General features: G+C 65.2%; 20 protein-coding genes. 16 read left to right on the top strand and 4 right to left on the bottom strand.

The genetic code is table 11. The features are described from left to right. Positions 1 to 10: 10 nt before the first annotated feature. From ACLFLU_RS29455 to ACLFLU_RS29445, 3 genes are all read left to right on the top strand, one after another. The gene (locus ACLFLU_RS29455) at positions 11 to 289 is read left to right on the top strand and encodes a hypothetical protein (protein WP_426408247.1); all 279 of its coding nucleotides are present in this window, start codon (positions 11 to 13) and stop codon (positions 287 to 289) included. A gap of 4 nt (positions 290 to 293) precedes the next feature. Further along, a complete protein-coding gene (locus ACLFLU_RS29450; protein WP_426408246.1) occupies positions 294 to 422 on the top strand; it encodes a hypothetical protein in 129 nt (42 codons plus the stop codon). Between the two features lie 149 nt (positions 423 to 571). After that, positions 572 to 1,528, top strand: coding sequence for a putative sugar O-methyltransferase (locus ACLFLU_RS29445; protein WP_426408245.1), 957 nt, complete (start codon positions 572 to 574; stop codon positions 1,526 to 1,528). A 74-nt stretch (positions 1,529 to 1,602) separates the two neighbouring features. Here ACLFLU_RS29445 and ACLFLU_RS29440 read toward each other — a convergent pair whose 3' ends face one another. Further along, positions 1,603 to 2,796, bottom strand: coding sequence for a CaiB/BaiF CoA transferase family protein (locus ACLFLU_RS29440; protein ID WP_426408244.1), 1,194 nt, complete (start codon positions 2,794 to 2,796; stop codon positions 1,603 to 1,605). Positions 2,797 to 3,332: 536 nt separating this feature from the next. Between ACLFLU_RS29440 and ACLFLU_RS29435 the strand changes: the two genes are divergently transcribed. The 3 genes from ACLFLU_RS29435 to ACLFLU_RS29425 all read left to right on the top strand — a co-directional run bounded on the left by ACLFLU_RS29435 (position 3,333) and on the right by ACLFLU_RS29425 (position 7,095). Beyond that, positions 3,333 to 4,094: a right-handed parallel beta-helix repeat-containing protein gene (locus ACLFLU_RS29435; RefSeq protein ID WP_426408243.1), complete on the top strand. Its 762-nt coding sequence runs from the start codon at positions 3,333 to 3,335 to the stop codon at positions 4,092 to 4,094. Positions 4,095 to 4,324: 230 nt separating this feature from the next. After that, positions 4,325 to 4,786 (top strand): tetratricopeptide repeat protein, encoded by a 462-nt coding sequence (locus ACLFLU_RS29430; RefSeq protein WP_426414099.1) that lies wholly within the window; start codon positions 4,325 to 4,327, stop codon positions 4,784 to 4,786. A 299-nt stretch (positions 4,787 to 5,085) separates the two neighbouring features. Further along, positions 5,086 to 7,095: an NF038122 family metalloprotease gene (locus ACLFLU_RS29425; RefSeq protein ID WP_426408242.1), complete on the top strand. Its 2,010-nt coding sequence runs from the start codon at positions 5,086 to 5,088 to the stop codon at positions 7,093 to 7,095. An 84-nt stretch (positions 7,096 to 7,179) separates the two neighbouring features. Here ACLFLU_RS29425 and ACLFLU_RS29420 read toward each other — a convergent pair whose 3' ends face one another. Both ACLFLU_RS29420 and gspD read right to left on the bottom strand, forming a co-directional pair. Then, entirely contained in the window at positions 7,180 to 7,776 is a 597-nt protein-coding gene (locus ACLFLU_RS29420; protein ID WP_426408241.1) for a prepilin peptidase, read from the bottom strand. A 4-nt stretch (positions 7,777 to 7,780) separates the two neighbouring features. Continuing rightward, the gene (gspD, locus tag ACLFLU_RS29415; protein WP_426408240.1) at positions 7,781 to 10,165 is read right to left on the bottom strand and encodes a type II secretion system secretin GspD; all 2,385 of its coding nucleotides are present in this window, start codon (positions 10,163 to 10,165) and stop codon (positions 7,781 to 7,783) included. 135 nt (positions 10,166 to 10,300) lie between these two features. Here gspD and ACLFLU_RS29410 point away from each other — a divergent pair, with 135 nt between their 5' ends. Genes ACLFLU_RS29410 through gspM form a run of 9 tightly spaced genes read left to right on the top strand, consistent with a single transcriptional unit; the run spans position 10,301 to position 17,873 of the window. Beyond that, complete coding sequence (locus ACLFLU_RS29410; protein WP_426408239.1) at positions 10,301 to 11,989, top strand: GspE/PulE family protein; 1,689 nt, start codon at positions 10,301 to 10,303, stop codon at positions 11,987 to 11,989. A 21-nt stretch (positions 11,990 to 12,010) separates the two neighbouring features. After that, on the top strand, positions 12,011 to 13,222 hold the full coding sequence (locus ACLFLU_RS29405) for a type II secretion system F family protein (RefSeq protein WP_426408238.1): 1,212 nt from the start codon (positions 12,011 to 12,013) through the stop codon (positions 13,220 to 13,222). A gap of 25 nt (positions 13,223 to 13,247) precedes the next feature. After that, entirely contained in the window at positions 13,248 to 13,703 is a 456-nt protein-coding gene (gspG, locus tag ACLFLU_RS29400) for a type II secretion system major pseudopilin GspG (protein ID WP_426408237.1), read from the top strand. Further along, positions 13,666 to 14,190 (top strand): pilus assembly FimT family protein, encoded by a 525-nt coding sequence (locus ACLFLU_RS29395; RefSeq protein WP_426408236.1) that lies wholly within the window; start codon positions 13,666 to 13,668, stop codon positions 14,188 to 14,190. Before gspG ends, ACLFLU_RS29395 begins: the two co-directional genes overlap by 38 nt. Further along, on the top strand, positions 14,168 to 14,566 hold the full coding sequence (locus ACLFLU_RS29390) for a type IV pilus modification PilV family protein (RefSeq protein ID WP_426408235.1): 399 nt from the start codon (positions 14,168 to 14,170) through the stop codon (positions 14,564 to 14,566). Before ACLFLU_RS29395 ends, ACLFLU_RS29390 begins: the two co-directional genes overlap by 23 nt. Beyond that, positions 14,563 to 15,288 carry a hypothetical protein gene (locus ACLFLU_RS29385; protein ID WP_426408234.1) on the top strand — a complete coding sequence of 242 codons (726 nt, stop codon included), beginning with the start codon at positions 14,563 to 14,565 and terminating at the stop codon, positions 15,286 to 15,288. The genes ACLFLU_RS29390 and ACLFLU_RS29385 overlap by 4 nt, the downstream gene beginning before the upstream one ends. After that, entirely contained in the window at positions 15,285 to 16,244 is a 960-nt protein-coding gene (locus tag ACLFLU_RS29380) for a general secretion pathway protein GspK (protein ID WP_426408233.1), read from the top strand. Before ACLFLU_RS29385 ends, ACLFLU_RS29380 begins: the two co-directional genes overlap by 4 nt. Position 16,245: 1 nt before the next feature. Then, positions 16,246 to 17,283: a PilN domain-containing protein gene (locus ACLFLU_RS29375; protein ID WP_426408232.1), complete on the top strand. Its 1,038-nt coding sequence runs from the start codon at positions 16,246 to 16,248 to the stop codon at positions 17,281 to 17,283. Continuing rightward, positions 17,280 to 17,873: a type II secretion system protein GspM gene (gspM, locus tag ACLFLU_RS29370; protein ID WP_426408231.1), complete on the top strand. Its 594-nt coding sequence runs from the start codon at positions 17,280 to 17,282 to the stop codon at positions 17,871 to 17,873. Before ACLFLU_RS29375 ends, gspM begins: the two co-directional genes overlap by 4 nt. 113 nt (positions 17,874 to 17,986) lie before the next feature. Here gspM and ACLFLU_RS29365 read toward each other — a convergent pair whose 3' ends face one another. Further along, on the bottom strand, positions 17,987 to 21,601 hold the full coding sequence (locus ACLFLU_RS29365; RefSeq protein ID WP_426408230.1) for an autotransporter domain-containing protein: 3,615 nt from the start codon (positions 21,599 to 21,601) through the stop codon (positions 17,987 to 17,989). Between the two features lie 314 nt (positions 21,602 to 21,915). Between ACLFLU_RS29365 and ACLFLU_RS29360 the strand changes: the two genes are divergently transcribed. Then, positions 21,916 to 22,617, top strand: coding sequence for a hypothetical protein (locus ACLFLU_RS29360; protein ID WP_426408229.1), 702 nt, complete (start codon positions 21,916 to 21,918; stop codon positions 22,615 to 22,617).

Raw genomic sequence — 22,617 nt, 5'->3', positions numbered from 1 at the left:
AGGTGTCTCCATGATGCTCTCGTTGGAGACGATCCGTGTCGGTTGCTTATCCAATGGCCAATTCAAAGGCATTTCCTACGCCTTCTTCGAGGGCTTCGTATATCCCCTTTACGATGTGGAAGGTGGAGAAGGAAGTTGCCTGCCGTGCCAATCTGTGGCGGCGGCACCGACGAAATGGACCGAAAAACCGATCACCAAGGGCGCGGCAGCGCGCCGACGCGCTGTGGTGGAAGGCAAAACAGGAAGGGGTAAGTATCTTGTCTGCGCCATCACGGTCACGCTAGGATGAGGGAATGAGCAGCATTCAACGCCACGAGGATCGGTACGGTTTCCATCCATTCCATGGAAAACAGTTTGTTGTTTCGCTGGCGCTCGGGTTGGCGGCTATCTTTGCACACGTTTTGGTTGTGTTCTTGAGCTGACTATGCCGCCTCATCTTTCCCGTCTTCGAGAGGTCATTCGAACTGCGATCAAGTCGAGAGCGATCCGGCATCGCTATAATCGGCGTCTGGACAATCTAGGGAATGCCAACGGTGCATTTGCCGCCGGCGAGAGCGCGGAGGATGGATCATTGGTCGATCGCCTGGTCGCAAGCTTCAAGTCGCGGGCGGAGCAGCCGACCGGGCAATGGGCCGACATCTATTCGGAGCGCCACTCGGACATCGTGCAGGCTATCGCGGCGAACGATCGCGCCGGGATCGAGCGCATCCTTCGCGATCCCATTACGTCCGACATCTTTTTCGGCTTCGACAGCACCGTACGATCACTGCGGGCCGGCGGCCTGCGGATCGAGGATCGCCATGCGCCGCGACTCGTCCTTGACGGACTGGTTACGTTCGCGGAAGCGATCGGCGCGCGGCCGCTTGAATATCCGGAGAACTATGGCCTGCGCCGCCATCCGATCGCCGTGGAAGAAGTGTTGGAGCAGATCGACCGGGCGCTTGACGTTGCATTCAAGGTTCCAAATCCCTATCGCGGCGAATACGGGCTGGCGACGCCACGCGGCGTGGTGTCGTTTCGCGTTCCCCAGGCAATGTACCAGGCTTGGCGAATCGCACGGCTGCTGGACGGTATTGAGCATCCGCGCGTGCTCGAGATCGGCGGCGGCCTTGGCCGCACCGCCTACTATGCGCGTGCGTTTGGCGTGCGCGACTACGCCATCGTCGACATCCCCGTGAGCTCGTTGGCCCAGGGTTATTTCCTAGGTCGCACGCTGGGGCCCGAGGCTGTCGCGCTCTATGGCGAACAGCGCCATGCGGACGCGATCAAGCTGCTTTCGCCGGCTGACTTCGTGCACGGTAGCGAGCGCTACGACCTCATCGTCAACGTCGATTCGTTAACGGAAATCGGACGAGAGGCCGCGGACGAATATTGGCGGCAGATCAGGGCGCGCGCGGACCGCTTTCTCTCCATCAACCATGAGGCCAACGAGTTCACCGTCACCGAGCTCATCGCGCCGGCAAGAGCAAGCCGGGCCCCCTATTGGTTGAGGCGCGGCTATGTGGAGGAGTTCGTGGATCTGCGGTAATAGGGCCAGGTTTCGTGGCACCCGTCGCGCCTCTCGGTCCAGTCGTGATCCTCGGCGGCGCTCAGGCGCCCAGCTCACACGACCTTGGCCAGCCTGAGCTGTGCGATTTCGTCGCTCGTAAATCCGAACTCGGCGAGCACCTCTTCGGTTTGCTCGCCAAACTCTGGCGGTCGCGCAGCCATCCTGCTCGGGGTGCGTGACAACTTGACCGGCTGTGCGAGAAGCCGGATCGGCCGGTTCTCCTCATTCGGCACATCCTGCGCAATGCCGAGATGCTTGACCTGCGCATCCTCGAACATCTGGTCGATCGCATAGATCGGCCCGCAGGGCACGCCCGCCTCGTTGAGTTCCCTGACCCAGGTCTCGGTCGATTTCGTCACGGTTTGTTTGCTGATCTCCGCATTCAGTGCGTCGCGGTTCTTCGAGCGCGCCGGTGCGGTGGCGTAATCCGGATTGGTGACCATCTCGGGGGCGCCGATCGCTTGCGTGCAGCGCTCCCAGATTCGTCCGCCGGTGGTCGCGATGTTGATGTAGCCGTCGGACGTCTTGAACACGCCGGTCGGGATGCTGGTCGGATGGTTGTTGCCGGCCTGGCCGGCGACTTCCTTATCCATCAGCCAGCGCGCGGCCTGAAAGTCCAGCATGAAGATCTGGGCCTGCAACAGCGACGTCTGGACCCATTGCCCCTCGCCGGAAACCTCGCGCTCCAGGAGCGCGGTGAGGATGCCGAGCGCGCAGAACAGCCCGGCCGTGAGGTCCGCGACCGGGATGCCGACCCGCATGGGGCCGCCACCGGGGGCGCCGGTGACCGACATCAGGCCGCCCATACCCTGGGCGATCTGATCGAAGCCCGGCCGCTTGTGATAGGGGCCGTCCTGGCCGAACCCTGAAATGCTGCCATAGACCAGGCGCGGATTGATCCCGCGCAGGCTCTCATAGTCGATGCCGAGCTTGGTCTTGACGTCGGGACGGAAGTTCTCGACGACGACGTCGGCCTTCGCGACCAGGCGCTTAAACACATTGAGGCCCTTGGGGTCTTTCAGGTTGAGTGTCATGGCGCGCTTGTTGCGGTGCAAATTCTGGAAGTCGGCGCCCTGGCGGGGCCCGCCGGGTTGCTCGCCGCCGCTGTCCTCCAGGAGCGCGTCGACCTTGATGACATTGGCGCCCCAATCGGCCAATTGTCGCACGCAAGTCGGTCCCGAACGGACCCGGGTCAGGTCGAGCACGGTGAAGCGGGAGAGGGCTTGCGAGGCGCGCGGGAAGGCCATTCACGAGACTCCAGAAGAGAAAGTATATGCATCCACGGCCAAATCACACAGGTCTGGCCGTCGAGGCAGCTATAACAGCCTTGGGGACAGCGGTCGATGCGGGCGGACTGACGTCATTGCCCTGCAAAGATTGCTGAAGTACCTTGTTATCCCGCTCTCGGTTCGCAGGTCATTTTTCGGGTTCAGACTCGTTTGAAGCCCGGGCTCCCGCGATCCGAAACAATCGTAAAATTTGCAGCTCAAATTGAACCTGATCTTTTCAGCGGAGGACAGATGCACGGGAAGCGGAAGCCAACACGGCCCCGATCTCAACATGGGCCTCTAATTCGATGGCGTGATTCCGGCCCATAGCGTGTGACAACAGAGACTACGGACTGCAGCGAATTGGGGGATGGCTGCCGGCGACGTTTCAAGCAGGCGGTACGGCACAAGCTTTCGTCGGGGGCTGCCTTCACCAGCAAAATCAATTCGACCTGGAAACTATTGTTCAGCAGTTTTGCTGGGCCGAGAACGGCCGCAGCTCAGAGGAGGCAGAGATGAGACGTTTTGGTTTACTCGTATTGACGATCGGCTTTTTGGTTCCATTCCTGGCGTCGGCGCCAGCAAATGCACAGGCGACCCGCACGTGGGTGTCGGGCGTTGGCGATGATGCCAATCCGTGCAGCCGCACGGCGCCGTGCAAGACCTTCGCCGGCGCGATCTCCAAGACGGCGACGTTCGGCGAAATCAACGTTCTCGATCCCGGCGGCTTCGGCGCAGTGACCATCACCAAGTCGATCAGCATCCGCGCCGACCACGTCGAGGCTGGCGTTCTCGTCTCCGGCACCAACGGCATCGTGGTGAGCCTGCCCGCGTCAACCGACCGTGTCCTGCTCGAAGGGCTCGACATCGAGGGTCTGGGAACGGGCCTTAGCGGCGTGAATATCATCGGCTCCGGAACGACCACGATCGTCAATTGTGCGATCCGTCACTTCACCGGAAACGGTGTGAACCTGGTCGGCACTACCGGCGCACGAGCTGTCATCAAGGACTCGATCATCACGAATAATAGTGGCGGTTTCAATATTGCCGGAGCCAGTGGTGCCCAGAATACCGGATTGTCCTTCACCACACTCTACGACAACAATCCGAGCTTCGCGATCCAAGTTGCCGCGCCGAGCAATTTGCTCCTGTCGGGCAACAAGATGTTTGGTACGGCGAGCGCAGTCATTGCGACGGGTGGTGCCTCGGTAACGTCCTTCGTCGACAACGCGACGAACGGCGCATTCACGCCGACGGTGTCGACGCCTCGGCAGTAGCATTCCATCGTGCACGAGTGGCGGGCTTCTTGACAGAAGCCCGCCACTCTTCGTTTTTGTCCCCTCCAAAGATGCTGGAAATCGGCCAGGTGGGAAGGTAACCTGACGAGCCAAAACGTAGCGGGGCAGGGATGGGCACTGGCTGCAACAATCGGGCGAATACCAACCGTCGGCCGACAGGCGTTTGCGGGCGACCGGCTGGGGGCGCGAGGATCGCTCTGTTGGTCGCCGTGGCGGTGTGGTGCGGTGGCTTTGCCGCCCAGGCCAAATCCCTCCGACAGGCTGTGTCCGCCTTCAATCGCCAGGATTACGTTGCTGCCTCGCGGGCGTTCATCCCCCTCGCCGAGCGTGGCAACGCCCCTGCCCAGACTTATCTCGCCTACATGTTCGAGAGCGGCCGTGGCGTTCCGCAAAATTATACCGAGGCGGCGATGTGGTACCGCCGTGCGGCGGAGCAAGGCGATAGCCTCGCGCAATATTCCCTCGGGCTTCTCTACGACAGGGGCCAAGGCGTGCCGCAGAACATCGTCGAAGCCAGCAAATGGCTCAACCTGTCTACTGCGGCGGCGCCCCGCCAAGCTCGCGACGCGCGTGCGCGAATTCGCGACGCTGTCACGTCCAAGATGACGCGCGGAGAGGTCGCCGAGGCTAGGTTGCGGGCGCTGGAGTGGGCGCCTAGTCGCGAACACTGAGACAGTAGTTCCCCGGGTTCAACGCGAGGTCTGCGCGGGTGACCCGAGCGCTGTTTGAGGCGACGCGCAATGAACAGTTGAATCTCAACTCATGTCTTCATGCGTTACCGGGCCAGATTCTGCCGCAGGCAAGTCCGGGCGAGAACTCGTCCTGGCGAGAAATTGGTGCTCCGCGTGAGTTCTTCTATAACCGAATCACAATTCATCCCGGTCAAACTGCGTTGAATCTGTTATTGGCTGTGATGCTGGCGAATTAGACTGTGGACTGCACTGACGGCAGACCCAGGTGAGGACGAGATATGACGACCGGCCCAAACGCGTATGCCCCCTCCGATGACCCGACCTTTACTGTCGTTGGGAACGCCATTCACGCCAGCTTCTTTGCAGTCGATGGGTCGACATCGAGCCCGACCTTCAGTGCGTCCGGCAACGTGGTCACGGTCTCGGCTGGCGGGCTCACGCTCAACCTGAACTTCGACACTGCAGCGATGGCGGCCTCAGCAAGCCTGAGGGCGGGGATCGAACAGGCCGCGGGGATTCTAACCTCGCTGATCACCGACAAGATAACCGTCAACCTCAATGTCGATATCAGCGGCACGGGCGGCGGCGCGGCTGCCGGCCCCGACAATGGCGTGTATGAAAGCTATTCGCTGATCCGGAGCGATCTGGTCAACAACGCGAACGCCGGTGACGCGACCTTCAATGGGTTGCCGGCAGGATCTTCGATTCAGGGACAAACGAACGTTGCGGTCTGGAATGCGCAATTGAAGCTATGGGGATTGCTCAACCCTAGCGACGCGACGACGGATGATGGGGGCGCGACTTTTGCGGCGGACATCGATCCAAATCTCATTGTTGGCGTGGCGCTTCACGAACTGACCCATGCGATGGGACGTATCCCGTATGGTACGGCCCCGGACGTTTTCGATTTTTTCCGCTTCACCGGGGTGGGGACGCACCTCTTCCAGGGCGGTGCCACCGCCCCGGCCGCGTATTTTTCGCTGGACGGAGGCAATACCAAGATCGCCGACTATGGCCAGGCGTCCGATGCTAGTGATTTCCTCAACAGCGGCGTGCAGGGCCCCAACGATCCCTTCAACGAGTTCTATTCGGGCAGCACCAGCCAAGCCTTGACCGCGGTCGACCTGCAGCAACTTGATGCGCTGGGCTTTCACTTTCAGACCAATCACGCACCCTTCGTAAACGCAGTCTCGGCGAACATATCGGTGACCGCAAACCAGACCATGGCGATATCGAGCCTGTTCACCTCGGGGGATGCCGACCACGACACGTTGCTCTATATGATCTATGACGGCACCACGACCGGCAGCCACGGCCATCTCGTGGTGAACGGTACGACCGTGGCGGCGGGGACACCATATTGGGTAACGCAGGCCCAACTCGCGCAGACGTCATTCGTGGCTGGACCGCTGGGAACATCCGATGACATCCGGATGATCGCCTATGACGGCCAAGCCTACTCGGGCGGCGGGGTTTGGACGAAGACGCTGGTCACCGCGTCCGGGACGAATTCCGCCCCGCAGATGGCGCTACCGGACGGCGTAGCCGTCGCGGCGAACCCGGGCTCGTCAATCCCGATCAGCAGCCTGTTCAGCGCCACCGATGCTGACGGCGATACGCTGAGCTATCTGGTCTATGACGGCACCACAACGGCCGGTCATGGCCACTTCGTGGTGGATGGGACTGTGGTGCTGCAGGCAACCCCCTTTTGGGTAACGCAGGCGCAGCTTGCGCAGACCACGTTCGTGGTGGGATCGGCCGGCGTCACCGATGATGTCCGCATGATCGCCTATGACGGGCAATCCTATTCGGGAGGCGGCATCTGGTCTAAGATCAGCGTGCTGGCGGACACCCCGCCGCAGATCGCGCTGCCGAGCGGAAGCAGCGTATCGGCGAGCGCTGGCCAGTCGTTTGCGGTCGGCAGCCTGTTCAGCGGCAGCGACGCCGATGGCGATACGCTCACATATTTGATCTATGACGGCACCACCACGGCCGGTCACGGCTACTTCACGGTGAACGGGGCCGTCGTGCCGCAGGCAACGCCGTATTGGGTGACACAGGCGCAGCTTTCGCAAACGACGTTCGTGGCAGGCTCGGCGGGTGTGACCGACGATGTTCGCATGATCGCTTATGACAGCCACGTGTACTCGAGCAGCGGTGTCTGGTCGAAGGTGCAGGTCGCTGTCGGGCCTAACGGGGCATCGCCCACGGCCGCCGTAGCGTCCATTGATGCCAGCGATCAGATCCACCCCGTGCTGGGCGCGCATGATTTCCACCTGTTGGCTTGAAGGCCAGCATGAGCCGCCGCGCCACCACCACCGTAAGCCCGCCGGCGGGCGCTGGAATGGACGCTCGCCGCGAGCACTGCCCCCTTAGCCGGGCCAGCCGCCGAGCCAGGTCAGATACCAGGTCTCGACCAGCCAGCCGATCCAGATCGACGGCGCCAGGAACAGCCCGAACGGCAGGAAGGCGGTCCCGCGCAGCGGCTTCTTGTGCAGCGCAGCATTGGCGACATAGGCGCCGATCGCAAGCAGCGCTGCGAGCTCGACGACTGCGACCACCGTCGCAAGATCGAGCCAGGCCCCGCTGACGGCGGCGAGCTTGACGTCGCCGAGCCCGAGCCCGTCGCGGCCGCGCCAGTACCGGTAGGCCAGCATCAGCAGCAGCAGCGGAAGCGCCACGGCCACGGCGCGCGCGACTGGCCAGAGCAGCGCTTCGGCACCGACATCGGGCACGAACGCGGCGGCGCGGAGCAGGGCAAGCACGAAGGCGGCCGCGGTCAGCTCGTTCGGGATCAGATAATGGCGGGCATCGTTCGTGGCGATGGCGAGCATCAGAGCGGCCAGGAACGCCCCATAGAGGCCTTCCGCACCCGGCGCCGTGACGAGGCTCGCGAACACGCCAACCAGCAGCGCGAGGCTGAGGACCAGCGGGGCGCGTATCCCGCCATGCGCATCTTCCCCGGTCACGCCGTCAGCGCGCGGCCTTGGGTGGGCTGACGGTGACCACGGGATTGCTGGTCCCGATCAGGCGGCCGTTCATCTTGGTGCGCATCTCCTCGGCGATGACATGTGCGTCGACGCCGTCCTTGATGACGGTCGGCCGGATGAACAGGATCAGCTCGGTGCGGGCGCGTGCGGTGGTCTGATGTCCGAAGGCGTCGCCCATGCCCGGAATGGAATCCAGGATCGGCAAGCCCTGGCGTTGCTTGTTCTCGGTCTCGCTGATCAGGCCGGCGAGCAGCACGGTCTGACCGCTCGTCACCGCGATCGAGCTCTTGACCCGGCGCTGCGAGATCGTCGGCGTCAGCGAGTTGGCGCTCCCGGCGGCCACGCTCGAGATCTCCTGCTCGATATCGAGCACGACATTGCCGTTGGCATTGGCGCGCGGCAGCACGCGCAGGATGATGCCGGTGTTCTTGTAGTCGATGGTGTTGACCACGGTGTTGTTGGCGGTCAGCACCGTCGCGGTGCCGGTCGAGAACGGCACCTGGTCGCCGACCTGCAAGGTCGCCGGCTGGTTGTCGAGCACCACCAGCGACGGGTTCGACAACACCTTGACGTCGGTGACACCGTGCAGCGCGTCGAGAATGACACGCGGCGAGTTCTCCGAGCCGATCAGGAAGTTGAAGCCCGGCAGCACGCGTCCGAGCAGCGCGCCGGACGCGGCGTTGACGGCGTTGGACGCCGCCTCGACGGCGCCGCTGCCAACCGTTGCGGCATTGCTGACGCCCGAGATGGTGTTGGAAATCGAACCTTTCTGGCTCGCCAGGAAGAACTGCACGCCGTAGTTCAGCTGGTCGTTCAGCGTCACCTCGGCGATCGTCGCCTCGATCGCGATCTGGCGCTGTGGCCGGTCGATCTGGCGAATGGTCTGCTCGACGATGCGCTGCGCGTCCTGGTTGGCATAGACGAGAACGGCATTATTGGTGACGTCGGCGGTGATCCGCACGTTCTGCAGGATGGCGTTGACGCCGGACTTCGAGCCATTGCCGTTGGGCCCACCGAAGCCGCTGTTGTCCTGCGCCGGCGTCGCGGATGCCGCCGGAGCGGGCCGGGCGCCGAGCGCTGAGCCCGCCAGTCCGGTCACCGGCGTCGCAGCGCCTGAAGCGGCGGTCGGCAGTGCGCTCAGTGAGGCGACAGGATTAGTTGAGGTCGACGTCGCGATGCCCGCACCGGGAGCGAGCTGGCTCGACGCGCTGTCGAGCGTCGAGTTGCTCGCCGAACTCTGGTTGAACAGCATATCGTTCAGCATCGCCACGACCAGCTTGGAATTGCCGTAGCGCAATGGATAGGATTTCAGGTTCACGCCATCGGTATCGGAACGGTCGAGCCGCGCAATCCAGGTCTGCGCGCGCTTCAGATATTCCGGCTTCTGGCTGACCACGAGGATCGAGTTGAGGCGTGCGATCGGCTGCAGCTTGATGACGTTCTGGCCCATGCCGCCTTCGCCGGAATCCATGATCTTCTCGATCTCGGCGATGACAGGCTCGGGCGAGGAATTGCGCACCGGGAAGACGCCGACCGATTGTCCACGCATCCAGTCGGCGTCGAATGACAGAATTGTGTCGACCGCCGTCGCCCGGTCCGTTCCGCTGCCGCTGACGATCAGCGTGTTGCGGGAATTGTCGGGGCGCATGGTCGAGGCCTTCACGCCGAAAGCATCGAGCAGCTTGAAGATGTTTTGCGCCGACGTGTAGCGTAGCGGCACGACGGTGATGCCCTGGCCGGCTTCGGTGCTCGCCGAGCGGTCGATGCCGCCGGGGCCGGCTTCCGGCGCCGGCAGCAGGCGATAGCCGGTGCGGTCGCGCACCAGCGCCACGCCGGACATGCGCAACGCATTCTCCAGCACGTAGATCGCGTCCGCCTTCGGAACCGGACGCACCGAGGCGAGCGTCACGGTCCCCTGTACGCGGGGATCGATCGTGTAGCCGACATTGAGGACGTCGCCGAGGATGACCTTGGCCACGGTCGCGACCGGCGCATTCTCGAAATTGAGGTCATACCCGCTGCCGCCGCCGTCGTCGCGCTCGGCCAGCGCGCCGCCTTGTGGTGCACCATCGCTCAGATAGATCGCAGGTTTCGACGATCTCGGCTGGCCAACGCCGGTTGCCCCCGCATCCGCAGGTTGCCGGGGCTGGAGATCGAGGCCGCGGATCTTGTCGACAATGTCCTGGGCGCGGGGATCCTTCGGGTCCGCTTCGACCGACTGGTCGGCGGTGACGATGCAGGCCGCGAGCAGGAAAGCGGACGACAACAGCACGAGCGTCCCAGCCAACGACGAACGGCGGCGCAAAAGCGGCTGGACCACTTCAAACAAGATACGCCTGCCAACGCTGGAAGTGACTGGAAACAGCATCCGATCCCCCGTGGTTCGGACGCACAATAATTTGCGCCACGATTATGTTTTTGCTAGTGAATAAGTCAAGGGTAAAGGACTTCCGTCGGCCGCGGGGGCTGTTGCTTTCAGGTAACAAGGCAAGCTGTGAGTGCGATGCGAGACCTTTCCGCAGAGAGCTTCCGGCAGCATCTCCTCGAGAAATATTCAATGCCGGCGCGGGCGCACGCCCGTGTGGACAACTCAGGTCATCCGGCGCTGACGCGCCCCTTGCTCGAACTATGGGAAGCGACCGATCTGTCGGCGGCCGAATTCGCCGACGAGGTGTCCGACTATTTCGGCCTGGCGCGGCTCGGCCTGCCGCAACTGCTCACGACGACACCGTGCCTGGACGGATTTTCCCAACGCTTCCTGCGTGAGTCCATCATCTTTCCGTTCCGTGCGCCGAACGGCGGTTTTCGGCTGGCGATCGCCGATCCCTCTGACACCGCAGCGGTGCGCGCCGCCGAGATCGTGTTCGGCGAGAGCGTCGAGGTCGTCGTCGCATCGTTCGAGGACATCACCACGGTGCTCGATCAGCGCGCTGAAGCGGGCGACGCGAAGACAGACGACGGCGTGCGCCGCGTCGGGCAGCAGTCCGACGACGACATCGAAAGCCTGCGTGATCTCGCCAGCGGCGCGCCGGTGGTGCGCGCGCTCAACGATCTCCTGGAGCGCGCGGTGGACCTGCGCGCCAGCGACATTCACGTCGAGCCGTTCCGCGCCGGGCTCACGGTGCGCATGCGGGTCGACGGCCTGTTGCGCGCGCTGCCGTCGCCGCATGGTATCCCGCCGCAGGCGCTGATCTCGCGCATCAAGATTCTCGCAAGCCTCAACATCGCCGAGCGCCGCCTGCCGCAGGACGGTGCGGCGCGCGTCCGCGTCGGCCGCAACGAGCTCGACGTCCGCGTCGCGACCATGCCGACGCAGCATGGCGAGAGCGCCGTGATCCGCCTGTTGCCGCGTGACCGCGGTCTGCTCGAGATGAGCAAGCTCGGCCTGCGGACTCGCGACGAGAGCGCGATGACGCGCCTGCTCGCGATGCCGCATGGCATGATCGTGATCACCGGGCCGACAGGCAGCGGCAAGACCACCACGCTTGCGACCATGCTGTCGATCCTCAACGAGCCGACGCGCAAGATCCTCACCATCGAGGATCCCGTCGAGTACGAGATCCCCGGCATCAACCAGTCCCAGGTCAAGCCGTCGATCGGCCTGACCTTCGCCTCCGCCATGCGCGCCTTCGTGCGTCAGGACCCCGACGTGATCATGGTCGGCGAGGTCCGCGACGCCGAGACCGCGCATATCGCGATCCATGCCGCGCTCACCGGCCATCTCGTGCTGACGACGCTGCACACCGAGACCGCGGCTGCGGCCGTGCCGCGCCTGATCGATCTCGGCATCGAGGGTTTCCTGCTCAAGTCGACGCTGCGCGCGGTGGTGGCGCAGCGGCTGGTCCGCATGCTCTGCGACCGTTGCAAGGTGCCGCACGCGCTAACCGAGGCCGATCTGGCCAAGGATCCGCGCTTTGCCGTGATCGGCTTCAAGTGCGGCGAGGTCGTGCATGAGGCCGGCGGCTGCGAACGCTGCGGCGGCACCGGCTATCGCGGCCGCAACGGCGTGTTCGAGATCCTCGAAATGTCCGACGAGGTCCGTATGCTGATCGGGCCGCAGACCGACTCCCACTCCATCGACGCCGCTGCGATGCGGGGCGGCATGACGACGATGCTGGAGGATGCGGTCGCAAAATGCCGCTCCGGGCTGACGACGGTGCCCGAAGTCTTCCGCGTCACGACGGTGCGCTAACGCTCAAATGTGCTAGGAACCATGCCGAACTTTCGCTATCGCGCGCTCAATGCCAACGGCGAACTGGTCTCCGGCGCCATCGCCGCGCCGGCGCCTGGCGACGTGGCGCAGCGGATCGAGCGGCTCGGCCTGGTGCTGGTCGACAACGTCACGCCGGAGGAGGGCGGCGCGGCGCGTGGCGCGCTCAGCCTCTTCAACAGGCCGACGGCCGAGGATGTCACCATCTTCACCCGCGACCTCGCGCTGCTGCTCCGCGCCGGAGCGCGCATCAACGACGGGCTGGAGCTGCTCGCCGCCGATCCGGATTTCGGACGGCTGAGGTCCGTCGTCGCCGACATCCGCGCGCGCGTCGTCTCCGGCGAGAGCTTTGGCGAGGCGTTGGCGCGGCATGAGGGGTTGTTTCCGCCGATGTACATCGCGCTGGTGCGGGTCGGCGAGGCGTCTGGATCGCTGGACCAGGTGCTGGAAGTGTTGGCTGGCGAACGCGCGCGCGGCGAGGCGCTAAAGCGGCGCCTGACGGATGCGATCCGCTATCCCGTCTTCGTGCTCGGTGCAGCCGGATGCGTGCTGTTGTTCTTCCTGACATTCGTGCTGCCGCAATTTGCCAGCGTCTTGCAGGATTTCGGCGCCAAGGTCGATCCGATCGTCGGCGTATTCCTGAACATCTCGACGTTTCTGCGCGGCAATTCACAGGCTGTGCTGGCCGGCCTTGCGACGACCGTCGCCGCCGCCTGGCTATTGTTGCGCCAGGAGCGCATTCGTCGCGGCATCACCAGCGCATTCACGCGGCTGCCGGCGATCCGCAACGTGATGGGCGCCTACCGCACGGCGCTGTTCTGCCGCAATCTCGGTCTGCTGCTCGGCAGCGGGGTCAACCTCACCACGACGTTGCGCATTCTCGTCGACATGATGGCGACGACCGGATCGTCGACAGTCTGGAGCGATGCCGCCGACCGTGTCCGCCATGGCTCAAAGCTCTCCGATGCGCTCGCCGAGACCGAGGCATTGCCGCCCATGGCGGTGCGTATGCTGAGACTGGGCGACGAGACCGGGCAATTGCCGATGCTGTCCGGCCGGGTCGCCGAATTCTACGAGGCCAAGCTGCAACGCACGCTCGACCGCGCAGTCGGCATTGCCGGACCTGCGGCGATCATCGCGATCTCGCTCGTTGTCGGCGGCCTGATCACATCGGTGATGACCGCGCTGATGTCGGTGAGCCAGATTGTCGGTTAGGCGGATGTAATGGGAGGGGCATGAAGTGACCAGATATCCATCGTCGAGGCGACGCCAGCGGCGCGCCCCCTGCGGAGAGGCCGGCTTCACCCTGGTCGAAATGCTCGTCGTCATCACCATCATCGGCATGATCATGGCGTTGGTCGGCCCGCGGGTGTTGAACTATCTCAGCGAGTCCAAGGCCAAGGCGGCGAAGATCCAGATCGAGAGTTTCTCCAGCGCGCTCGATCTCTATTATCTCGATCTCGGCCGCTATCCGACCTCAAATGAGGGCCTCGCGGGGCTGACGCGCAGCAACAATCAGGCCGGCTGGAACGGGCCTTATCTGCGCGGTGGCGTGGTGCCCAACGATCCCTGGGGCCACGTCTATGTTTATCGTTCACCGGGCGCGAGCGCTCCCTACGAGATCATCTCGCTCGGATCAGACGGTCAGGAAGGCGGCAGTGGAACGGCAGCCGACATTGTCAGCGGCGCGCGCTGAGCAGGCCCGCTATACGCGGGCTCTCGATGCGCAAGGCTTCGATACGCAAGGCTTTGCGCTGATCGAGATCCTGTGCGTGCTCGCGATCATCGGCCTGCTTGCGGCGATCATTCTGCCGGCGATCCCGCGCTCGACGACGCGGGCGAAGCTCGAGAGTTACGCGGTCGAGACCGCCGCGTTGCTCAAGGCCGATCGCAACAGCGCGCTGCGCCGCCAGGTCAGGGTCGCAACCCAGGTCGACGCGGAGGCGCGCGCGATCCGCTCCGGCGTCACCGGACAGATCATCCGCCTGCCGCGCGACGTGGTCGTGCAGGCGACTCTGGCCGCGCGTTGCTCCGATCGCGCCACCGGGCGGTCGATCGACTTCTTTCCGTCGGGCATGTCGTGCGGCGGGACGATCGCGCTGGCGCGGCCCGGCATGGGTTACGAGGTGCGCGTCAACTGGCTGACCGGAGGCGTCGAGATTGTCCCGCAGAAGCTGCTCTGACGCCGCCGCCGGCTTCACGCTGATCGAGGCACTGGTCGCGCTTGCGATCATCGCCATCGTGCTCGGAACCATCGGCTCGGTCATCGCCGTCACGACCAAGGGCACGCGCTCGATCGACCAGCACCTGGCGCTAGCCAGCACGGCCGAGACCTTGCTTGCGGATATGCCGGCGCGCGGACTGCTGAAACCCGGCCGGCAGAGCGGGCAGCTCGCCGGCAGCCGCTGGCGCGTCGATATTGCGCCGATGAATGTTGCCGGCGGCAATCCCGACACCGATCGCTTCGTGCCCTTGGCGGTCAATTTGCGCCTCCAGCGCGCCGACGGCAGCGCGATCCAGGTCACGACGGTGAAGCTGGTGCCGAGGTCGACGCAATGACCCGCGGCAAGATGCGCGTCACGAAGCGCCTGCACCGCGCGCTTGCTTCCGAGGCAGGCTTCACCCTGCTCGAAGTGCTGCTGGCGACGCTGCTGATGACCGTGATCCTGGCCGCGCTCGCGACTGTGACGGCGCAGTGGCTGCCGAACTGGAATCGCGGCATCGCGCGGGTGCAGCGCGCGGAGCGCCTCGCCACCGGGCTCGACCGCATCGTCGCCGATCTCTCCGTCGCCGAGCAGATGACCGTGAATGGCGACGCCAGGGCGCCGCTGTTCGACGGCGCCGAATTGTCGGTGACCTTCCTGCGCACCGCGCTCGGCCCGAGCGCGCGCCCGGGTCTGGAATTCATTCGCCTGATCGAGAAGGCCGACGCGCAGGGGCTGGCGCTGGTGCGCGAGCGCGCGCCGTTCCAGCCGATGCCGACCGACGGGCAGATCCGCTTCGCCGACCAGGTGGTGCTGATCCGCGCGCCGTTCCGCATCAGCTTCGCCTATGCCGGGCCCGATAGGCAGTGGCAGCCGACCTGGCACGGTCAATCGCAACTGCCGGATCGTGTCCGCATCACGGTGCGCGACGGCGCCACTGGTCAGGTGCTGGCGGTTTCGGCTGCGGTATTGCTGCACATCAATGCGCCAGCCGAATGCGCACGGGCCAAGAATCCGACGACCTGCGTGGCGCGCACGAAGCCGCAGCAGGCGCAGAAAGAGGAGCAGCAGCTGTGAGCGGTGCGGCGCATGATCGGGACGCGCTTCGCCAGCGAACATTTGGCCAAAAAACACTCGGCCAGAAAACACTCGGCGACGACCGCGGCTTCATCGTCATCGTGGTGCTCTGGATGCTGGCTGCGCTAGCCACGCTCGCGCTGATCTATCTGACCTATGTCACCAACACCGCGGTCACGGTCGCCGTCAACACCGACCGCTTGCAGGCCGACGCATTGATGAACGCGGGCCTCGAGCTCGCGGCCTATCGGCTGACCGCGCAAAGCGAGGCGACGCGCCCGACCAGCGGCACCTTCAATGCCCGCGTCGGGGCGGGGAGGGTGGCCGTGACGTTCCGGTCGGAGGCCGCCCGCATCGATCTCAACATGGCGCCGAAAGCCGTCCTCGCTGGCCTGATGATAGGGCTCGGCGTCTCCGCGTCGGATGCGCCTGACTACGCCGACCGGATCCTGGCGTGGCGGTCGTCGACGGAGACCGGTCAGGACAATCCGGAGGATTCCTACTACCGCACGCTCGGCGCGCCCTATCTGCCGCGCCACGCGCCGTTTCCGCATAGCGACGAGCTGTGGCTGGTGCGCGGCATCCCGCCGGCGGTGATCGAGCGCGTGCTGCCGTTCGTCACCGTGTTCAGCAACATGCGCACGGTGAACGTGCAGGATGCCGCGCCGCAGGTGTTGGCGGCGCTGCCGAACATGACGCCGGAAACCCTGCAACGCCTGCTGCGCGACCGTGCCGATCCCAGCGTGGACCCGCGGTCCCTGATTGGGCTCGCCGGCAGCGCCAGCGCGACGACCGAGGGCTCGAAGGCCTATCGCGTGACGGTCGCCGCCGAGGCGCCGTCGCACCGGCAGAGCTCGGCCGAGATCGTCATCCTGCTTCTCGAAAGCGGCGATGAGCCCTATCGTGTATTGTCGTGGCACAACGCGTTCGACGGCTCTGCCGGAAAGCCCCTGTGAGATGAGTTCGCTCAATTCCCTTCGCGCGATCTTCGATGCCTGGACCGGCACGGTGGCCGGCGCTGCCGTGGCCGGACTGGAGCGAATGGTCTCGCCGCGCTTGGTGCGGCTGGTCGAAGGCGAGACCGGCGCGTTCGCGCTGGAGGTTGCGAAGCCGGAGAACGCGCCGAAGGAGATCGCGTTCCAGGACGGCAAGTTCACCGGCGCCAATCTCGCGCCCATCGTCCGCGGCTGCCGCGTCGAGATCGTGCTGCGGCCGGCGCGCTTCCTGTTCCGTCCGCTGGAGCTGCCGGCGCGTGCGGCCGATTTCCTCGACGGCATCGTGCGGGCGCAGATCGATCGGCTGACGCCGTGGAGCGCCGGCGATGCCGTGTTCGGTTGCAGCGCGCCGGTGGCGCAGGGCAGCGAGGGCATCACCACGATGATCGCGGCCGCACCGCGCCGGCTGGCGATGGGTTATGTCGAGGCCGTGTCCGGATTTCATCCCTCCGCGATCGCAGTGCTGACCGAGCCGGCCGAGGGCGGGCGCATCAAGGTGTTCGAACAGAAGTCGCGCGGCGCGATCGACCCGGTGCGGCTGAGCCGGACGCTGCAGGCGGTGCTGGCCATCGCCGCGATCGCCGCCGTGCTCGGTTCGATCGGCGCGGGCTATCTGGCCGACAGTCTGAGCGCGCAGGAGAGCGAGCTCGAGCAACAGATCACCCAGCGCCGCGCCGCGATCCGCGGTGCCGACGGCGGCGAGCGATCGCCGCTGGCTCAGCTGGAGCGGCGCAAATACGACACACCGGCGAGCGTGATCGTGCTGGAATCGCTGAGCCGTCTCTTGCCCGACCACACCTATGTCACCGAGATGCATCTGGCCGGCAACAAGGTCCAGATCGCCGGCATCACCCGCGATGCGCCTTCGCTGATCCCGCTGATCGAGCAGTCCCAGCACTTCACCCGCGCGACCTTCTACGCCCCGACTACGCGCAGCTCCACCGATCCTGGCGAGCGCTTTCACATCGAAGCGCAGATCGAACCGAGGAACGCGCCATGAAGAGCGGCATGAGCAGCGGCGGGATGGCAAGCGGAAACGCGGTCGCGCGGTGGCTGAGCGGTTCGCCGCTGATCGCGGTCACGCTCTATGTCGCAGTGACGGCCGGACTGTTGCTGATGGCAGGCCTGTCGATCGCCGACGTCATCGCCCACCGCCAGGCCCTGGCGCAGACCTCCGACCTGCTCGACCAGCTGCGCGGCCGCAAGGGCGCCGCCAAGAATGCCGCGGCCATCTCGGCCGAGCATCCCGGCGCGCCGTTCCTGGAGGGACCGACGGTGACGGTCGCGGGCGCCAATTTGCTGCAGCGGGTTGCTGCCGCGGTCGGCAAGGTCGGCGGCTCGGTGCAGTCCTCGCAGGTCGACGTCTCGGGCGCGCAAGTGAAGGACGGCTTCGTCGGCCTTGTTGTTAGCTGCGAGCTGGAGCAGCCCGCGCTGCAGAAGGTGCTGTACGATCTCGAGGCCGGCATGCCCTTCCTGTTCGTCGACCAGCTCGACGTCCAGGTGCCGCAGACCACGTCACTCAGCGAGGCGGGCACCGGCCGCGTCAGGGTGATTTTGGGTGTATCCGGCCAGTGGCAGGCGGGGAAGTAGGGCGGCGAAGCGCGACGAGATTGGGATCAATCGTCACCGCGCTTTGGCTTATTGTTTGAGCATGATCTTTTCGGAAATCCGCTGCACACTTTTCCGGATCATGCTCCAGCAGCTCACCAGCTGTACTTGAACACGCCCTTGCCGGAATAGCTGGTGACGTTGCCGGAGAACTCGCCGTCGAAGGTGCCGGCGATCGAGAAGCCGCTCAGCCATTTCATTTCCGCGCTGGCGCTGACAAGCGCGGAATCGGTGTCGACCCTGGCGCCGTTCACGGCGAAGCTTGCGCCCGGCAGGGTCTGGAACAGCGCGGTGACGGCGCGGCTCGGATTGTAGTCGTGCGCCCAGGCGGCACGGCCGCGCAGGGTCAGCACGCCGTTCTGCATCGCGTAGGATTTGTCGGTGCGCAGGCCGAGCTCGGAGCGTGTGTCGTTCAGCGACTGTGCGGCATAGTTCAGCGCGAACAGGCCACCGCCATTGAGGCTGACTTCGGAATAGTTGGGCAGGTTGAAATTCGTCACCTGCGCGGCCGCATAGGGCGTGATACCGATCAGTGGGGTCGTGAAGCGATAGCCGCCCTCGAAGCGGGCCGAGAAGGTGTCGGCCTTGAACCGGCCCTGGAGCTGGTCGGTGCCGGCCAGCGCCACGGTGCGGTTGGTGGTGACGTCGTGCCAGCCATAGGCCAGCGCGGCGGCGATATAGGCCGGGCCGAAATTGTGCCGGCCGTAGACGCCGGCCTGGAACAGGTCGGCGGAGCCCGCGCCCATCGCGTTGGCAAGCGAGTAGTTCAGCCCGCCGCCGCCGAGCGAGAAGCCGACGAGCGTGTCCAGCGAAATCCGGTAGTCGGCGCCGGCCGCGCCGCCCCAGACCCGCGCGGTGAGGTCCTGCGAGCCAACCGCGGCATTGCCGCCGACCTGGGCCGAGCCGCCATAGCCGGCCGCCCAGACGCTCCAGCGATTGGCCGGCAGCGACGACAGCAGCGGCGCCTTGGTCGCCATCGCAAAGGCCTCGCGCTCGCGCGCGGTGGCAGGCCGCATCGACGCATAGGCGGTCGCGTCATCGCTTTCGGCGTATTGCGCGACGCTGCCGGCCTTGGCGAAGCCGGCCGAGCGGCCCGCGACCGTCGGATCGAGCATCAGGTTGAGGAACTGGCCGTCGGCGTTGATCGCGGACTGGATGATGCCGGTGCCGAGCTCGCCCGAGGCGGTGGCCAGCCCCGCCGGCGTCAGCGTGACAAAGGCGGCGGGAATGCCGCCGGTCGAATTGAAGAAATTGGTCAGCGTGTTGGCGACGTTCTGCTGGTTGACGGTGAGGCCGCCGCCGCTCGGCGTGAAGTTGACGCCGATATTGAGGAACACGTCGTTATGGTCGTAGCTCAGCGTCGCGTTGATCGACGGCATGTTGGAGACGACGGCCGAATTGAAGGCGGTGCCGCCGAGGCCGGTGGCCGCGGTCAGGATCGTGTACTGCTTCTTGACGGTGCCGGAGCCGAAGATCGCGCTCACCGTCGCGCCGCCGAGGTTGGCTGCGCCGGTGACGTTGGCGAGGCTGGACGTGGTGGAGGAGACCTGCACCATATAGGTCGAGGCCGCGGTGAAGCTCAGCGATCCGTTGATCGTCAGCGTTCCGGTCGGGCTCGCTGTGCTTCCCGGCGCAAGCGTGCCGCCGTTGACCGCGACACTGCCGACGCTGCCGGCGCCTGCGAGCGTGCCGCCGGCATTGACGGTGGATGCGCTGACGATCGAGCCGTCGACGACAAGCTTGCCCCCGTTCACGGTGGTGGCGCCGGTATAGGTGTTGGCGCCGGTCAGGATTTCCGTGCCGCCGGCCAAGGTGAGGCCGCCGCCGGCGCCACCATCGCCGATGACACCGGCGAAGGTGCCGTTGCCATTTGTGATGGTCAGCGTGTTGGCGCCGATATTGACGTTGCCCGATCCCGACAACGACTTGATCGAGGTCCCGCCGCTCAGGCCCGTGATGTCGAAGATGCCGTTGGCGATGACGTTGCTCGAGGTCGCGATCCTGCCGTCGCTGCCGCCGAAATTGATGAGGTCGAGCTCGCCGCCGCTCGCGATGGTCGTGGTACCGGTATAGGTGTTCGTGCCGCCGAGCTGCTGCACGGCGCCGTTCGCGATCACGAGGTTGCCGCCGGTGCCGCCGCCGATGCCGCCGTCCTGGATCACGCCGCCGAAGAAGCTGCCGTGGGTGATCGTCAGGGTCTTCGATCCGAGCGAGACGGTTCCGACGCCGGCGGTGGCTAAGAGGCCGCGAACCGAAGCGCCCGAATTGGTCTGGGAGATATCGAGCGTGGCGCCGATGCCGGAGAAGGCGACATAGAGCGAGTTTGCGATCGATCCGGCGCCCTTCAGCGCCAGCGTGCCGCCGCTGTCGATCTGGGTTACGTTCGTATAGGTGTTGACGCCCGAGAGCGTCTGTGTTCCGCCGCCAATGTCCAGTCCGCCCGTCCCCTGGACTACGCCCGCGAATTCGGTCGAGCCGTTGGTGATAAACAGCCCCTTGCTGCCCATGTTGACGACACCGCTCGAGCTGCCGGCGAGCGTCGTGATGGCGGCGAATGACGGAGTAATTGCCGTGATGTCGAGCGTCGCGTTCACCGTGACGACGCTGGAGGACGAGATGCTGCCGTTGCCCGACAGCGCCAGCGTTCCCCCCGAGATCGTCGTCGCGCCGGTATAGGTGTTGGTGTTGGTCAGCGTCAGCGTGCCGGTGCCGACCTTGGTCAGGCCACCGCCGGTGCCGGAGATCACGCCGTCGACCTGCGTCGAGGTGTTGAGGCTGCCGGTGGTGAGCGTGTTGGCGCCGAGCACGTAATTGCCCGCGCCTTCGATCGACCCGGACGTCATCCCGCCGCTGGTCAGGCCGGAGATGTCGACGGTGCCGCCGGCATTGGTGATGAAGCGGGCGCTGCCACCGGTCGACGTGCCCGTGAAATTCGTGGTTGCGGCGTTGTTGGTGGTGATCGTGGCATTGCCGGCGGTGGCAGAGCCATCGAAGGTTACCGTGCCGTCGTTGGTGATGGCCGCGCTGGCGGCGGTGGTGTTGGTGTGGAAGTTCAGCGTCGCGCCCACGGCATTGCCGATCGTCGCGGTGCCGGCCGAGGCGCTGGTGAAGAAATCGATCTGGCCGTTGTTGGTGATGAAGGCGCCGCCGGCCGAGCTGAAATCCTCGAACGTGACAAAGCTGTTGTTGGTGAGGGTTACGTTTCCGGCCGTGCTGTTCTGGAGAAAGTTAACGGTGCCGCCGGCATCGTTCGTGATGGTCACGGCCCCGGTGCCGCCGCTCGCGGTGCTGCTGTTCTGAAAGACCAGATTGTTGCCGGAGGTGACCTCGAACGTCTGCGTGTTGCCCGAATTATTGATGATGCCCGTTGCGTTGATGATGAACGGGTTGAACAGCGTGAACGAGTAGGCTTGGGCGGTGCTCGTGAACTGCAGCGTGCCGATGCTGACGACGCCGTTGAAGTTGTTGATCGTGGTGGGACCGGTGTTGGTGAACGTCGCGGTCCTGTCCGGCACGCTCGGATTGGACGACCAGTTGCCGGGATCCGTCCAGTCGTTGCTGAAGCCGCCGGTCCAATTGGCGTCCACGCCCGCGGCGTGCGCGGCGACGACGCCAAGCGCCGTGGTCGCGAGCAGGGTCGCCAGCGAGTGCCGGACGACGGCGCGCAGCCGGCCGTCCATCCTTCCACGCGCCATGATCGATCTTGCCATCGGCCCTTCGCAAATCGTCAAAATAAATCAACGCAATCGGGCAAGCGGTAATGGCGCGCCCCGGCGCCATGATCTCACGGCGTTGCAACCGGCCGCAATGAATGGCCATCGATTTGCATAGAGTTCCCGGTCGTTTCGTTTGCAATTTCAGCGATCGTGGCCATTGGGCAACAATTTCATGCATCGCAACATGACAGAAGGCGCAGCCGCTCCAGCCAGGCCTAAAGGAATGGCGGCGGGTTGATCGTGAAGCCTATCAGAACTAGTTTGCGGCCTCTGGTTTGCCGCGCGCTGGCCGATCGCAGGGGAATTTGATGTCCGGGTGGCTGAGATCGGGCGGATTGGCTGTGCTGTGCGCGGTCCTCGGCATCACTGCAAGCGTCGCAGCGACCTCGTCGCGCATGGACATCCTGTCTGACGATGCCGCCAACAGCCCTGCCGAGAGTGTCGATGTCGGTGCGGTCAGACCAATTGCCCGGCCCGCGCCGGCTGCGAGCAAGCCTGCGCCTCGCGGCAATCCGCTCTGGTCGGTGCCGCTGTCGGCGCTGACCGGGACCCAGGAGCGTCCGATTTTCTCGGCGACGCGGCGGCCGCCGCCGCGCGCGGTTGCTGCCGCTCCGGCCGAAGAGGCCCAAACGCCGCCACCGCCGAAGCCGGTCGAGGCGCCGCCGCCGCTGATGCTGGTCGGGGCCGTGGTGGGCGAGGGTGACGCGATCGCGATCCTCGTCAACCGCGCTGACCAGAAGATCATTCGGTTGCGGCAGGGCGAATCGCTGGACGGCTGGTCGCTGGCCTCGGTCCAGCCTCGCGAGGTGACACTCAAGCAGGGCGATCGCAGCGAGGTGCTGGCGCTGCAGCGGCCGGAAGCCGCGTCCGCTCCTGCAAGCGCGCCCGAGATGGCAGCCGCTTCCACGGGTAGCAGCGGCCAATTGACGATGCCGACCCCGGGCGGCCCGATGTTCGCGCCATTCGTGCCGCGGTCCACGCCCAAGAACGGCCAGCCGGACGGGCTCTGA

The sequence above is a fragment of the Bradyrhizobium ganzhouense genome (assembly GCF_049949285.1).
Classification (GTDB): domain Bacteria; phylum Pseudomonadota; class Alphaproteobacteria; order Rhizobiales; family Xanthobacteraceae; genus Bradyrhizobium; species Bradyrhizobium ganzhouense.
Note: the sequence above shows the minus strand (reverse complement) of the source record. Positions and strands in the feature narration are given on the sequence as shown.

Bases quoted from the DNA above. Each gene is read 5' to 3' on its own strand.
- ACLFLU_RS29455 (WP_426408247.1), top strand. From the start codon at position 11: ATGATGCTCTCGTTGGAGACGATCCGTGTCGGTTGCTTATCCAATGGC.
- ACLFLU_RS29450 (WP_426408246.1), top strand. From the start codon at position 294: ATGAGCAGCATTCAACGCCACGAGGATCGGTACGGTTTCCATCCATTC.
- ACLFLU_RS29440 (WP_426408244.1), bottom strand. From the start codon at position 2,796: ATGGCCTTCCCGCGCGCCTCGCAAGCCCTCTCCCGCTTCACCGTGCTC.
- ACLFLU_RS29435 (WP_426408243.1), top strand. From the start codon at position 3,333: ATGAGACGTTTTGGTTTACTCGTATTGACGATCGGCTTTTTGGTTCCA.
- ACLFLU_RS29425 (WP_426408242.1), top strand. From the start codon at position 5,086: ATGACGACCGGCCCAAACGCGTATGCCCCCTCCGATGACCCGACCTTT.
- gspD (WP_426408240.1), bottom strand. From the start codon at position 10,165: ATGCTGTTTCCAGTCACTTCCAGCGTTGGCAGGCGTATCTTGTTTGAA.
- ACLFLU_RS29410 (WP_426408239.1), top strand. From the start codon at position 10,301: ATGCGAGACCTTTCCGCAGAGAGCTTCCGGCAGCATCTCCTCGAGAAA.
- ACLFLU_RS29405 (WP_426408238.1), top strand. From the start codon at position 12,011: ATGCCGAACTTTCGCTATCGCGCGCTCAATGCCAACGGCGAACTGGTC.
- ACLFLU_RS29385 (WP_426408234.1), top strand. From the start codon at position 14,563: ATGACCCGCGGCAAGATGCGCGTCACGAAGCGCCTGCACCGCGCGCTT.
- ACLFLU_RS29375 (WP_426408232.1), top strand. From the start codon at position 16,246: ATGAGTTCGCTCAATTCCCTTCGCGCGATCTTCGATGCCTGGACCGGC.
- gspM (WP_426408231.1), top strand. From the start codon at position 17,280: ATGAAGAGCGGCATGAGCAGCGGCGGGATGGCAAGCGGAAACGCGGTC.
- ACLFLU_RS29365 (WP_426408230.1), bottom strand. From the start codon at position 21,601: ATGGCAAGATCGATCATGGCGCGTGGAAGGATGGACGGCCGGCTGCGC.
- ACLFLU_RS29360 (WP_426408229.1), top strand. From the start codon at position 21,916: ATGTCCGGGTGGCTGAGATCGGGCGGATTGGCTGTGCTGTGCGCGGTC.